This is a genomic window from Halopseudomonas nanhaiensis, from assembly GCF_020025155.1.
Taxonomy (GTDB): Bacteria; Pseudomonadota; Gammaproteobacteria; order Pseudomonadales; family Pseudomonadaceae; genus Halopseudomonas; species Halopseudomonas nanhaiensis.
Genome location: NZ_CP073751.1, coordinates 629768 through 643265, shown reverse-complemented (window position 1 = coordinate 643265; position 13498 = coordinate 629768). Strand labels below are relative to the sequence as shown.

Below are 13498 nucleotides of genomic sequence, written 5' to 3'. Positions count from 1 at the left end.
CCATGGGAAGGTGCCGGGAACGCGGGGCTGCCGGAGCGCAGCGGCCCCGACAGCCTCCCGATCACTGCTGATCCAGAAACCGCTCGGCATCCAGCGCGGCCATGCAGCCGGCGCCGGCCGAGGTAATGGCCTGACGATAGATGTGATCGGCCACGTCACCGGCGGCAAATACGCCCGGAACGTTGGTAGCTGTAGCATTGCCTTCGGTACCGCTCTTGATCTTCAGGTAGCCGTCATGCATGTCCAGCTGGCCTTCGAACAGGCCGGTGTTCGGCGTATGACCAATCGCGATGAAGACCCCGCTCAGGGCGATGTCCTCGGTCCCGCCTTCATTATGCGCAATGCGCATTCCGGTCACACCACTGACGTCACCGAGCACCTCGTCGAGCGTACAGTTCAGCTTGAGCTCGACCTTCCCTTCGGCAACGCGCGCCAGCAGCTTGTCGACCATGATCTTTTCTGCACGGAACACATCGCGGCGATGCACTACGGTGACCTTGCGCGCGATGTTTGCCAGATACAGGGCTTCTTCGACGGCGGTGTTACCGCCGCCGACCACGGCTACATCCTGATTGCGGTAGAAGAAGCCGTCACAGGTGGCACAGGCGGACACGCCCTTGCCCATGAACGCTTCTTCGGACGGCAGCCCGAGATAGCGAGCCGAGGCACCGGTGGCGATGATCAGCGCGTCGCATTGATAGACTCCACTGTCGCCAGTCAGGGTAAACGGGCGCTGGGTCACATCGACCTTGTTGATGTGGTCGAAGACAATTTCTGTCTCGAACCGCTCGGCGTGCTTGCGCATGCGCTCCATCAACTCCGGCCCCTGCACACCCTGATCATCACCGGGCCAGTTGTCGACCTCGGTAGTGGTGGTCAGCTGACCGCCCATCTGCATGCCGGTGATCAACAGCGGCTTGAGGTTGGCACGCGCGGCGTACACCGCAGCACTGTAACCGGCAGGGCCGGAACCCAGAATGATCAGGCGGGAATGACGCACTTCAGACATCAGGACCTCCAAAGCACCGCGCAGGCGGTGGTATCAAGAAAAGGAGCGGCAGACCGGGAAAAGGGGACGAACTCCGGACGCCGCTCGCAAAATGAATTCATAGTTGGCCGGCGTTCTCGGCAAGATAGGCCGCGACGCCCTCGGCGTCAGCCTTCATGCCCTTCTGGCCCTTCCGCCAGCCAGCGGGGCAGACCTCGCCGTGCTCTTCGGTGAACTGCAGCGCTTCGATCAGGCGGACCATCTCGTCCACCTCGCGTCCAAGCGCCAGGTTGTTGACAACCTGATGCTGAACAATCCCTTCACGGTCAATGAGGAAGGAGGCCCGCAGCGCCACACCGTCGGCATGCTCGATACCATAAGAACGGGTGATCTCGTGTTTCACATCGGCGACCATGACAAAGTCCACCGGCCCGATGCCGCCTTTCTCCACCGGGGTATTGCGCCAGGCGAAGTGGGTGTACTGGGAGTCGATCGAGACACCGATCACCTCGACGCCTAGGGCCCTGAACTTGTCCATGCGATTGTTGTGCGCAATGATTTCGGACGGGCAGACGAAGGTGAAGTCCAATGGCCAGAAGAACACCACCACGTACTTGCCACGCAGCGTGGAGGAATCGAAATCCTCGACGATGCTGCCGTTAGCCAGAACCGCCGGCGCGATGAAGTCGGGGGCGGGACGGTTGACCAGTACGCTCATGTAAACTCCTGTGATATCGAGCGGGGCTATCTTAGGGCACCGCCAGCAAGTTAGGTATTCCAATCAGTGCATTGCGTGCATAGTTTACCGCTATCGGCTCGCCGATCACTGTTCTCGATCAAGGAATCACAAACATGAATGCCCCTTTGAATCCGTTACGTGGTCCGGACTACTTCCGCGAGGGCTGGCGCATCATTCGCCGGCCAGGGCTGCGCCGGTTCATGCTCATACCCTTGCTGCTGAATCTGGTGCTGTTCGCCGCGCTGATCGGCTTCGGTGCGCGCCAGTTCAATTACTGGATGGACCGGCTGGTTCCGAGCCTCCCGGAGTGGGCCGGATTCGTCGAATGGTTGCTCTGGCCGCTCTTCGCGCTGGTGGTGATCCTGACGCTCTTCTTCGGGTTCAGCGTTCTGGCGAACCTGATCGCCTCGCCGTTCTATGGATTCCTGGCGGAAAAGATCGCCGAACAGGAGCGTGGCCTGGTGAGCCCGCCGACGACCTATGGCGAGATACTGATGGTGGTGCCTCGCAGCGTCGGCCGGGAGCTGCGCAAGATTGCCTATTACCTGCCGCGATTGCTGGTACTGCTGGCGTTGACGCTGGTCCCGGTGGTGAATCTGGTCGCTTCACCTCTGCTGCTGGCATTTGGCGTCTGGATGATGGCTGTACAGTATGTGGATTACCAGGCGGACAATGACAAGGTCACCTTCATCGACATGCTGCGCTGGATGCGAGGGCGCCGGCTGCTCTCGCTCGGATTTGGTTTGCCGGTGTACTTCGGAATGCTGATCCCATTGGTAAATCTGTTGGTGATGCCTGCCGCTGTGGCCGGCTCGACCATCATGTGGGTGCGGGAACGCGAGCTGCCAATGCCATAAATCGGCAATAATTCCGTCATAAATCGATCACCCATCGGGCGCAGAATGGTCCGATGAAAACACCCTCTTCCCGCCCCCAGCGCTACGCACTGGTCACCGAAACCTATCCGCCCGAAGTCAACGGAGTGGCCAACACGCTCGGCCGACTGTGCGAAGGACTGCTGCAACACGGCCATCAGGTAGAACTGGTGCGTCCGGCCCAGACGGGTGAATACCCGGGTCGGGACGAGGCCGGGCACCTGTCCGAGCAGAGAGTCTTGGGCCTGCCCCTGCCCCGCTACACGGAGCTGCAGGTGGGGCGTAGCGCGCGCCGGCTCCTGACTCAACTGTGGACGCGTCAGCGGCCCGATTCCATCTATATCGCTACCGAAGGGCCATTGGGTTGGTCAGCCTTGCGCGCCGCGCGCCGCCTTGAAATACCTGTGGTAAGCGGCTTCCACACCAATTTCCATCAGTACACCGAGCACTACGGGCTGGGCATGTTCGGCGGCGCGGCGGGCGCGTACCTTCGCTGGTTCCACAATCAGTCAACGCTCACACTCACTGCGAGCCTGACGCAGCAGAATGAACTGGCACGGCTGGGCATTCAGAACCTCGCCATGCTTGGCCGCGGCGTGGACGCCGAGCGCTTCCATCCACGGCACCGCGACGCCGGCTTGCGCAGAAGCTGGCAAGCCGGCGAGCAGGATCTGGTACTGCTGTATGTGGGTAGACTGGCAAGTGAAAAAAATCTGGATCTGCTCGTGCACAGTTGGCGGGCGGTGAGCGAGCAACGCGTCAACAACGAGGGACGCGTGCGACTGGTGATGGCCGGGGCCGGTCCGCTACGTCGCAAGCTTGAGAGACAGCTTCCCGATGCGATCTTTACCGGCAGCCTGACCGGACCGGAACTCGCACGCCTGTATGCCAGCGCGGACATTTTCCTGTTCCCCAGCCTGACCGAAACCTTCGGCAATGTGGTGCTCGAGGCGATGGCATCCGGTCTTGCGGTCAATGCGTTCGACCTGGCAGCTGCCAATCAGCACATCAGCGATCGTTACAGCGGATGCGTCGCGACCGCTGCGGACGAACATCAGTTTCTCGACAATCTGCAATGGCTCATGGCGGACGTGGAAGGGCTTCGCGGCGTACGCCTGCATGCACGACACAGCGCCTGCCAGCTGACCTGGGACGGGATCATTCAGCGCTTCGCCGGGTACCTGCAAAAAGCCGCCGCAACGCGATCGAGCGCGGCGGCCATTGCACCTGCCGGGAGCAGACCCCGCGCCTAGGGCGAAGGGTCCGGTGGATCAGGCGAGGGTTTTCAGCGCTTCCCGGCTGAACGGCAGGATGTCCGCAAAGCGACCTTCGCGCACCTTCTCGGCCCACTGCGGATCGACGATCAGCGCGCGGCCCACTGCGACCAGATCAAACTCGCCCTTGCCCAGACGCTCCAGCAGGCCGTCGATATTCTGCGTCTGCGCAACCTTGTCGGTCTTGACCATGAACTCGAGGAACTCGCCGTCGAGTCCGACGCTACCGACGGTAATGGTCGGCTTGCCGGTGATCTTGCGTGCCCAGCCCGCCAGGTTCAGCTCGGATCCCTCGAACTCCGGCTCCCAGAAACGGCGCTGCGAGCAATGGAAGATGTCCACGCCAGCCTCGGACAGCGGCTTGAGAAATTGCTCGAGCAGCTCGGGCGTGGGTGCGAGGCGGGCGGTGTAATCCTGCTGTTTCCACTGTGAGAAACGGAAGATGATCGGATAATCCGGGCCAACGGCTGCACGCACGGCACGGACGATCTCCACCGCGAAACGGCCGCGGTTTTCCATGCTGCCGCCGTACTCGTCATCACGCTGGTTGCTGGCTTCCCAGAAGAACTGGTCGATCAGGTAACCGTGGGCGCCGTGCAGTTCAATGGCGTCCATACCGATCGCCTTGGCATCCTTTGCCGCCTTGGCGAACGCCTGTACGACGTCATCGATGTCCTGCTTGGTCATCCCATGAACGAGCTTGTTGCCGTCCTTGATCTTGTCCATTGGGCCATAGCCGGGCACTTCACCATTCGGCTCTGTGCCCAGGCGACGCACGTTACCAACATGCCACAACTGCGGAGCGATCTTGCCGCCGACAGCATGGACCGCCTCGACAACTTTCTTCCAGCCGGCCAACGCCTCGTCGCCGTGGAATGCGGGAACATTGGGATACCCATTGGCCGCCTGATGATCAATGGTGGTGCCTTCGGTGATGATCAAACCGACGCCGGATTCCGCGCGACGACGGTAGTATTCAACCACTTGCTCGTTCGGCACGCCACGCGGCGAGAAATTGCGGGTCATCGGGGCCATCACGATGCGGTTATTGAGGGTGAGCGGACCCAGCTCGAACGATTCGAATAAAGGGCGGGTATCTGCGGACATGCGAAAATCTCCTTGTAGATCTGTTTGTATTCAATGCGATGTCAAAAGCTGACCGGTCGTCTCGGTCTGTGTTCAAGGTTGCAACAGGCGCTCGAGTTGCGTGATGAAGGTGCGCAGCGGGCCGACCTGGCGATCGACCTTCATGCGTAACAAGGCACCCTCCCAGGCAGCGCCGATAAACGTGGCCAGCTCCATCGGATCCTGATCGCCAGCGATCTCGCCCCGCTGCTGCGCAGCAGACAGGCATTCGGCGAGTACAGCGCTGGACCGCTGGAGGATGGCACTGGCTGCATAGCCAATAGGCTGGCTTTCATCGGCCTTCTCGTGACAGAGGCTGCCGATGAAGCACTGGTGCGTGGGCTCTTGCTGGTTGGCAAAGTAGCCCACAAGATCTCGATAGAAACGCAGGATCCGCTCGCGGGGCCCGGCGTCCGGCGCACTCAACGCCTGAGCGAAACGCTCCAGCCGAGGAGTGTAATAGAAGTGCAGCGCCTGGATGGCGAAGTCTTCCTTGCTCTCGAAATAGTGATAGAACGACCCCTTGGGCACACCTGCCCCCTGGGTGATCTCCTGCACCCCGGTACCGTTGTACCCCTTGAGCAACATGGCCTCGGTGCCAGCCGCAAGAATGCGCGCGCGTTTATCCTGGATCGTGTTCATGGCGGGCACTATACGACTGGTCATCTTCTGCAGATAGACTCTCGCGCACACATTCATTGCAGTGATGATTAGGGATTAGAGGGGTAGCTGTCAGCTTCAAGCGGCAAGCAGCGAGCAGCAAGCAAGAGGTTGGAGGCTGGAGGCTGGAGGCTGGAGGCTGGAGGCTGGAGGCTGGAGGCTGGAGGCTGGAGGCTGGAGGCTGGAGGCTGGAAAGTTAGAGCGAAGGGTGATGAAGGGGTTACACGTAAAAGCCGAGCGTGGGCTCGGCCTTTACCTGTTGCTTGCAGCTGGCGGCGTGTAGCTCGCAGCTGTCGGCTTCGCGGCTTAGTGGTCGACGCCGCCTTCACCATGGATATGACCATGAGCCAGCTCATCGGCGCTGGCCTCGCGCACGTCGACCACCTTGACGTCGAAGTTCAGGCGCTGCCCGGCTAGCGGGTGATTGCCGTCGACGGTGACTTCATCACCTTCGAGCGCGGTGATGGTGACGATCTGCATGCCGCCATCGGGACCGGAAGCATGAAACTGCATGCCGACTTCCAGTTCGTCGACACCTTCAAACATGTTTCGACCCAATACCGCGACCAGCTCGGGGCTGAATTCGCCGTAGGCATTCTCGGGCTCGACGGACACTTTCAGCGCATCGCCTTCCTGCTTGCCTTCCAGCGCCTGCTCCAGACCCGGAATGATGTTGCCCGCGCCATGCAGGTAAACCAGCGGCGCACCACCGGCAGAGGAGTCGATAACTTCGCCGGCGTCGTTGGTCAGCGTATAGTCGATGGATACGGCCTTGTTGGCGGCAACTTGCATAATCTGGCACCTGTAATGTCGTGAAAAACCGGTGAGTCTACGCCGAATGCGCGATGAACGCACGGATCGTCCCCTGGGGGAACTCGGCGCCTCCTCACGAGGACAATAAGCAATATAGATCAAACAACGGGAAATTCATGTCGAGTCGACTGGTACTGGTCATCAACTGCGGTAGCTCTTCGATCAAGTTCGCGGTGCGCGAAGAAGGCACCAGCCAACCGCTCCTCAGCGGGCTGGCCGAGCGGCTCGGCACGCCACAGGCCTCTCTCCAGTGGCGATTCGACGACGTCAGACAGGATCAGCCACTGGGCGATGCGGACCACGCCCAGGCGCTGGCCCAATTACTCCCGTTGATCGAAGGGCATACCCGGCAGCCGTTGGCGGCAGTTGGTCACCGGGTGGTCCATGGCGGTGAACATTTCACCGGCGCGCGGCTGATCGATGACGAAGTCATTGCTGCAATCGACGCCAGCGCCCCGCTCGCGCCGCTGCACAATCCGGCCAACCTGACCGGCATACGCGCGGCCATGAAGCTGCTCGCCGAGGTGCCGCAGGTCGCGATATTCGATACCGCGTTCCACCAGAGCATGCCTGCGCATGCCTACCGCTACGCGCTGCCGGACGAGCTGTACGCCGTGCACGGGGTAAGGCGCTACGGCTTTCATGGCACCAGCCACCAGTACGTGACCAATCAGGCCAGTCTGCTTACCGGTCGCCAGCCGGGACACGGCGCCTGGCTGAGCGCCCATCTGGGCAACGGCTGCTCGAGCTGCGCGGTACTCGATGGCAAAAGCATGGACACCAGCATGGGCCTGACGCCGCTGGAGGGCCTGGTGATGGGCACCCGTAGTGGTGACGTCGACCCGAATCTGCATGCCCATCTCGCCCGCACACTGGGCTGGGATCTGCCGCGTATCGAACAATTGCTCAACCGTGAAAGCGGCCTGCTCGGCCTGTCCGGTTTGTCCAACGACATGCGCCAGCTCGAGCAGGCGCGTGAGGATGGACACCACGGAGCGCAACTGGCGATCGAGGTATTCTGCTACCGGCTGGCGCGGTCGCTGGCAGGGCTCGCCGTTGCGCTACCGCGGCTGGACGGGCTGATCTTCACCGGCGGCATTGGCGAAAACTCCGCGCTGGTTCGCGCCCTGACACTCCGCCATCTGGCCATCCTCGGACTGCACCTGGACCCGGACGCCAATAGCCGGTTACCCCGCGGCCAGGCCGGATCCGTGCACCGCAGCGGCTCGCCGGCAATTCTGGTCATTCCTACCGACGAAGAGCGCCAGATTGCCGATGAAAGCCTCGGACTGATCGACCGCCTGCGTACTCAGAGCTAACGGGAGCTTTATGCATACTTTCTTCATCGCCCCCACCGGATTCGGCGTAGGTCTGACGTCCATCAGCCTTGGCCTGATTCGTGCCCTGGAGCGGACCGGTCTGCGCGTGCACTTTCTCAAGCCCATCGCCCAGCCGCACGCCGGTGACAAGGGGCCCGAGCGTTCCAGCGAGCTCATCGCCCGGACGCTGGGCCTCACCCCGCCAGAGCCGCTGGGCCTGAGCGAGGTCGAGCAGCGCCTCGCACGAGGCGAGCTCAACGAGGTGCTCGAAGATATCATCAGCCGCTACCAGCAGGCCGCCGAAGGCGCCGATGTGGTGGTGGTAGAAGGCATGGTACCCACCCGGCAGGCCAGCTATGCGGCGCGGATCAACAATCACCTGGCCAAGAGCCTGGACGCGGACGTGATCCTGGTGACTGCCCCCGACCCCAACGATGCCGACATCGCGGCCCTGGCCAACCGGATCGAAATACATGCCCAGACGTTCGGCGGGCCGCGGGACCCAAAGGTGCTAGGGGCCATCGTCAACAAGGTTGAGGGAATCGAGGAAAATCAGGGCTTGCCTACCGAACTGGGCAAGCTCAAACGGACGCTCAAGGAGTATGCGCAGGCGCTGAAACAACAGTCGAAGGTGCTCGATACCGAAGATTTCCGCCTGATCGGCTGCATTCCCTGGAAGGACGAACTCAACGCCCCGCGCACCGGCGACGTTGCCGAACTGCTGGGCGCACACATTCTCAATGAAGGTGAAATCCGCACACGGCGGGTGGCTGACATTTCACTGTGCGCGCGTACCGTGCCGAACATCATCGAGCGGCTCAGGCCGGGAACGCTGATCGTCACGCCGGGCGATCGCGACGACGTGTTCATCGCCAGCAGTCTCGCTTCGCTGGCGGGCACGCCGCTGGCCGGGGTGCTGCTCACCGGAGGCATCAGTCCTGACAGTCGCGTCATGCGGCTATGCAAGCCGGCGCTGGAAAGCGGTCTGCCGGTCATGACCGTCAACACCAACAGTTTCAACACCGCTACCCAGCTTGACCGCATGAATCGTGAGATTCCGGTGGATGACATCGAGCGCGCCGAGATGGTCACCGACTACGCCGCATCACATATTGACCATGCCTGGCTGCAGGAGCGTTGCGGCAAGCCACGCGAACTACGCATGTCCCCACCGGCGTTTCGCTATGAGCTGGTGCGCCGGGCGCAGAAGGCCAGAAAATGCATCGTGCTACCCGAGGGCGACGAGCCGCGCACGATCCAGGCGGCGGCGATCTGCCAGCGCCGGGGCATCGCCGATTGCGTGCTGCTGGCCAAACCCGAAGCTGTCGAGGCGGTCGCCCGTGCCCAGCACATCAGCCTGCCCGAGGGGCTGCGGATTCTTGACCCGGAGGTCGTTCGGCAACGCTACGTCGAACCCATGGTGACGCTGCGTCAGGGCCGCGGACTGAACGCGCCGATGGCGCTGCAACAACTCGAGGACAACGTCGTGCTCGGCACCATGATGCTGGCGCTCGACGAGGTACATGGTCTGGTTTCCGGCGCGGTACACACCACGGCGAATACCATTCGGCCGGCTTTCCAGCTGATCAAGACGGCGCCCGGCTACAACCTGGTGTCCTCGATCTTCTTCATGCTGCTACCGGATCAGGTGCTCGTTTACGGCGACTGCGCGGTCAACCCCGACCCCAATGCCGAAGAGCTTGCCGAAATTGCCATCCAGAGTGCGCGCTCGGCGGAATCCTTCGGTATCCCTGCGCGCGTGGCGATGATCAGCTATTCAACCATGGAGTCCGGCACTGGCGCGGACGTGGAGAAGGTGCGCGAGGCCACTCGCATCGCGCGGGAGCGCGAGCCGGGATTGTTGATCGACGGGCCGCTCCAGTATGATGCCGCCGCCATCGCCAGCGTGGGCCTGCAAAAGGCACCAGACAGCCCGGTGGCCGGCAAGGCCACTGTGTTCGTGTTCCCTGACCTCAATACTGGCAACACGACGTACAAGGCAGTGCAGCGCAGCGCCAACGTGGTCAGTGTCGGTCCGATGCTGCAGGGCCTGCGCAAGCCGGTGAACGATCTGTCGCGCGGCGCACTGGTCGACGATATCGTGTACACCATCGCGCTGACGGCAATCCAGGCCGACAATTCCAAATAAAACCGCCCCAGGCCCTGCCTCCGGGGCCCTGTGAACGAGTGTTCGCCCATGCTGAGCTTTCTCCCCGCCGCGATTCGCGGGAGCCTGTCTGCCTTATTATTGATGCTCAACACCCTGCTCTGCTTCAGCGTGCTGCTGCCACTGGCCTTGATCAAGCTGCTGCCCTGGCGCCCGCTGCAGAAGGGCTGCACGGTTCTGCTGATACGCATCGCAGAATTCTGGATTCTCTGCAACAGCGGCTGGATGAAGCTGGCCGGACGCACCGAATGGGACGTCACCGGACGCGATCAGCTGGAATACGATGGCTGGTATCTGGTCATCAGCAACCACCAGAGCTGGGTCGATATTCTTGCACTGCAACACAACCTCAACCGGCGCATGCCCATGTTGAAGTTCTTTCTCAAACAGGAGCTGATCTGGGTTCCGGTCATCGGCATCTGCTGGTGGGCGCTCGATTTTCCGTTCATGAAACGCTACACCAAAGCGTATCTGGACCGGCATCCGGAAAAGGCTGGCCAGGACGTTGCCGCTACACGACGCGCGTGCGAGAAGTTCAAGACGACACCGGTCGCGGTGTTCAATTTCCTGGAAGGCACTCGTTTCACCCAGGCCAAGCACGATCAGCAGCAGTCCCCCTTCCGCTACCTGCTCAAGCCCAAATCGGGCGGCGTGGCTTTCGTACTCGACGCAATGGGCACACAGCTGCGATCGCTGGTGGACATCACCATCCATTACCCGGATGGCAATCCTACCTTCTGGGATCTGCTCAGCGGGAAGGTTCGCAAGGTGGTCATGCGCTGCCAACTGAAGCCGATACCGGCGCAGTTCCTGGGCAAGGATTACCAGAACGACGAGGCGTTTCGCAGCGAGTTCCAGGCGTGGATCAACGGCCTGTGGGAAGAAAAGGATGCACAGCTCGAACGGCTGCACCGGGAGCATCCGCCACGTCGGACCTGAAGCCCGACGTGGCGAACGCGGCGCGCCTTACTGCATCGGCCGCAGGTTGATCTCGACACGGCGGTTGCGTGACCGGCCTTCCTGGGTGTCGTTGGAGGCGATCGGCTGGCTGGGACCCACGCCACGGCTGCTGATGCGCGCGCCGGATACGCCCTGCCCGGTGAGATAGGAAGCCACGCTGGTAGCACGTTGCTGCGACAGGCGCATGTTCAGCTCGAGCGAGCCGGTGCTGTCGGTGTGGCCGACGATGTCCACGCCGTTGCGGTCGAATTCCTTGAACACCTTCACCAGCGAATTCAGCGTCGGGTAGAAGCTGCTGGCGATATCTGCCGAGTTGCTGGCGAACGTGATGTTGCCCGGCATGACCAGCTGGATGTCGTTGCCATTACGGACCACCTGCACGCCGGAACCGGAGAGCTCCTGACGCAGGCGAGCTTCCTGCTGATCGACGTAGTACCCATAGCCCGCTCCGGCTGCGCCGCCTACGGTGGCCCCGATCAGCGCGCCCTTGCCGCGATCCTTCTTGCTGGAGGTGGCAGCCCCGACAATGGCACCGGCAGCAGCGCCGCCCAGGCCGTAGATGGATGACTTGCCTGCCTGCTGTTGCCCGGTATACGGGTTGGTGGTGCAGCCAGCGAGCAGAGCCGAGCACAGGCCGGCGACGATCAAACCTTGAATTTTCATCTAGTACGTTCCTTTCATGGGTGCGGCATGGCCGAAGATTACCTGATTAACGCAGCTTCGGTAGCGTCTCAGAGCACAAATCGGACGAATACTCAGGCGCGGATGAACGGATTCTCGCGGATTTCTTCGCCCAGCACCGTATCCGGCCCGTGACCGGTCACCACCACCGCCTGCTCATCAAGCGTATACAGGCGCTGGCGAATCGAGCGCTCGATCTGCTGATAGTCGCCACCCCATAGGTCGGTACGGCCTATGCCGCGCCGAAAGAGGGTGTCGCCGGCAATCAACAGGCGGTCCTGCGGAAACCAGAAGCTCATCGAGCCGGGCGTATGGCCGGGCGTGTGCAGCGCGACCCCGCATCCGCAGGCGAGCTCTTCGTCGTCCTGCAGCCACTGATCCGGTGCCGGTACGGGCGTATACGGCACACCGAACAGGCGGCACTGCATCTCGAGATTGTCCCAGAGAAACTGATCGTCCTTGTGCAGATGCAGTGTCGCTCCGGTGGCCTTCTTCATCTCGCCGGAGGCGAGAAAATGATCCAGGTGGGCGTGCGTATGGATAATGCTCACCACCTTGAGCCCCAGTGCATCCAGACGATCCAGAATCAGCTGATGATCGCCACCCGGATCGATCACGATGGCTTTCTTCGTCAGCGGGTCGCCGACAATGGTGCAGTTGCAGCCCAGCGGGCCGACCGGGAAGGTTTCACGAATCAATGAAGTGCTGACTGCGGTCATGGGTATCCGATGGAAGAGGTTGGCGGGTCAGCCGAAAGCATGGCCCCACGCCAACGCTTAATCAACCCCGGACAGGCTGCGCGCCGGCATGATCAGATACGCCACCAGTGTCTCGGCGCACGCCTCGATGGCGCCCTCGGTGATCATTTCGTATCCGTGGGTGTTTTCGGTCGGTATTGCCAGGCAGCCTGCCTGGGCAGACGCCCCGGAGACCAGAACCGCGCTTGCGTCCGACGCAAAGCCGGGCATCAGCGCCGGCTGCGGGCAGTAGCCGCAGTCGGCGGCGGTGAGCAGCAGGGCGTCGGAGACCAACCTGCTGTAATACCCCTTCTGATCCCCGGTCAGCACGATCGGGTCGTTGCTCAGATGAGTGTCATACTCCTGCGCAACCGGACCTACCTCGATTGCAATGCACACCTCACCAGGCAGCGTGCGCGCGGCATACTGAGCACCGGCATTGGTCTCCTCCTCGCTGCTGGTAAACACGAAATAGACGTCGCCGCCCAGCTCCTCTCGGCGTGAACGCAGCGACCGCGCGGCACACAGCGCGGCGAGGATCGGCGCCCGGTCATCGAGGAAATGCGCCGCGACCGCATCGTGAACACGAAACGGTTTTCGCCAGTGCTGACTGAGCACTACCCGGGTACCTGCGCGAATACCCAGCTCGCCCAGCTCCGCCTTGGTCCGCCGGGTAATGACATGCACATCGTTCCAGCCGACATCGCCGCTCAGCACATGCTGGGACTGGGGCGTGGCGGAGGTACCGTGCATGGTGCCGAAGGACAGCACGCCCGGAACGATTTCCCGATTGCCCATGACATCGACCGGACACATCCCGAAATTCGCCGGAAACGCGCCGCCCAGGGCGAAAACTCGAAGCCCGCCGTCCTCGTCGATGCGCTTTATGACCATGGCTATTTCATCGAGGTGCGCCATGACGCGAATGGCCGGTGCATCCGGATCGCGCCCCTCCAGCCGGCCGATCAGGTTGCCTGCCTGATCGCTCCAGACCGCATCGCAGACCGGCTCCAGTTCGCGCCGGCAGAGTGCGACCACCTCTTCTTCCTGCCCGCCAGGACCTCTGGCCAGCAGCAGTTCTTCGAGTAATGCCCAGTTTTCCTGATTCGCCATATCGCCTCCGTCGCAGGCTGAACACGCCGGTTCGGGTAGATGCGTTT

Annotated in this window: 13 protein-coding genes; 5 read left to right on the top strand and 8 right to left on the bottom strand. The window is 62.0% G+C overall.

Annotation, left to right across the window (positions count from 1 at the left end; genetic code table 11):
* Positions 1 to 61: 61 nt before the first annotated feature.
* Together trxB and KEM63_RS02920 are read right to left on the bottom strand one after the other, a co-directional pair.
* Entirely contained in the window at positions 62 to 1009 is a 948-nt protein-coding gene (gene trxB, locus KEM63_RS02925; RefSeq protein ID WP_279346889.1) for a thioredoxin-disulfide reductase, read from the bottom strand.
* A gap of 97 nt (positions 1010 to 1106) precedes the next feature.
* On the bottom strand, positions 1107 to 1706 hold the full coding sequence (locus tag KEM63_RS02920) for a peroxiredoxin (RefSeq protein ID WP_223654719.1): 600 nt from the start codon (positions 1704 to 1706) through the stop codon (positions 1107 to 1109).
* 134 nt (positions 1707 to 1840) lie between these two features.
* Between KEM63_RS02920 and cysZ the strand changes: the two genes are divergently transcribed.
* Together cysZ and KEM63_RS02910 are read left to right on the top strand one after the other, a co-directional pair.
* Complete coding sequence (cysZ, locus tag KEM63_RS02915) at positions 1841 to 2584, top strand: sulfate transporter CysZ (RefSeq protein ID WP_223654718.1); 744 nt, start codon at positions 1841 to 1843, stop codon at positions 2582 to 2584.
* 53 nt (positions 2585 to 2637) lie between these two features.
* Entirely contained in the window at positions 2638 to 3855 is a 1218-nt protein-coding gene (locus KEM63_RS02910; RefSeq protein ID WP_223654717.1) for a glycosyltransferase family 4 protein, read from the top strand.
* A gap of 18 nt (positions 3856 to 3873) precedes the next feature.
* On the opposite strand, the gene KEM63_RS02905 is transcribed toward KEM63_RS02910, so the two are convergent.
* From KEM63_RS02905 to KEM63_RS02895, 3 genes are all read right to left on the bottom strand, one after another.
* A complete protein-coding gene (locus KEM63_RS02905) occupies positions 3874 to 4983 on the bottom strand; it encodes an NADH:flavin oxidoreductase (RefSeq protein ID WP_223654716.1) in 1110 nt (369 codons plus the stop codon).
* Positions 4984 to 5055: 72 nt separating this feature from the next.
* Positions 5056 to 5643 (bottom strand): TetR/AcrR family transcriptional regulator, encoded by a 588-nt coding sequence (locus KEM63_RS02900; RefSeq protein ID WP_223654715.1) that lies wholly within the window; start codon positions 5641 to 5643, stop codon positions 5056 to 5058.
* 324 nt (positions 5644 to 5967) lie between these two features.
* Positions 5968 to 6453 carry an FKBP-type peptidyl-prolyl cis-trans isomerase gene (locus KEM63_RS02895; RefSeq protein WP_223654714.1) on the bottom strand — a complete coding sequence of 162 codons (486 nt, stop codon included), beginning with the start codon at positions 6451 to 6453 and terminating at the stop codon, positions 5968 to 5970.
* A 137-nt stretch (positions 6454 to 6590) separates the two neighbouring features.
* On the opposite strand from KEM63_RS02895, the gene KEM63_RS02890 reads away from it, so the two are divergent.
* The 3 genes from KEM63_RS02890 to KEM63_RS02880 are packed head-to-tail and all read left to right on the top strand — an operon-like array spanning position 6591 to position 10899.
* Entirely contained in the window at positions 6591 to 7793 is a 1203-nt protein-coding gene (locus KEM63_RS02890; RefSeq protein WP_223654713.1) for an acetate kinase, read from the top strand.
* Between the two features lie 10 nt (positions 7794 to 7803).
* On the top strand, positions 7804 to 9942 hold the full coding sequence (gene pta / locus KEM63_RS02885) for a phosphate acetyltransferase (RefSeq protein ID WP_223654712.1): 2139 nt from the start codon (positions 7804 to 7806) through the stop codon (positions 9940 to 9942).
* A 48-nt stretch (positions 9943 to 9990) separates the two neighbouring features.
* Complete coding sequence (locus KEM63_RS02880; RefSeq protein ID WP_223654711.1) at positions 9991 to 10899, top strand: acyltransferase; 909 nt, start codon at positions 9991 to 9993, stop codon at positions 10897 to 10899.
* A gap of 27 nt (positions 10900 to 10926) precedes the next feature.
* Here KEM63_RS02880 and KEM63_RS02875 read toward each other — a convergent pair whose 3' ends face one another.
* The 3 genes from KEM63_RS02875 to KEM63_RS02865 form a co-directional block, all read right to left on the bottom strand.
* Positions 10927 to 11583 (bottom strand): YiaD family glycine zipper/OmpA-like lipoprotein, encoded by a 657-nt coding sequence (locus tag KEM63_RS02875; RefSeq protein WP_223654710.1) that lies wholly within the window; start codon positions 11581 to 11583, stop codon positions 10927 to 10929.
* 92 nt (positions 11584 to 11675) lie between these two features.
* A complete protein-coding gene (locus tag KEM63_RS02870; protein WP_223654709.1) occupies positions 11676 to 12320 on the bottom strand; it encodes an MBL fold metallo-hydrolase in 645 nt (214 codons plus the stop codon).
* Between the two features lie 57 nt (positions 12321 to 12377).
* Complete coding sequence (locus tag KEM63_RS02865) at positions 12378 to 13451, bottom strand: zinc-binding metallopeptidase family protein (protein ID WP_223654708.1); 1074 nt, start codon at positions 13449 to 13451, stop codon at positions 12378 to 12380.
* Positions 13452 to 13498: the final 47 nt, after the last annotated feature.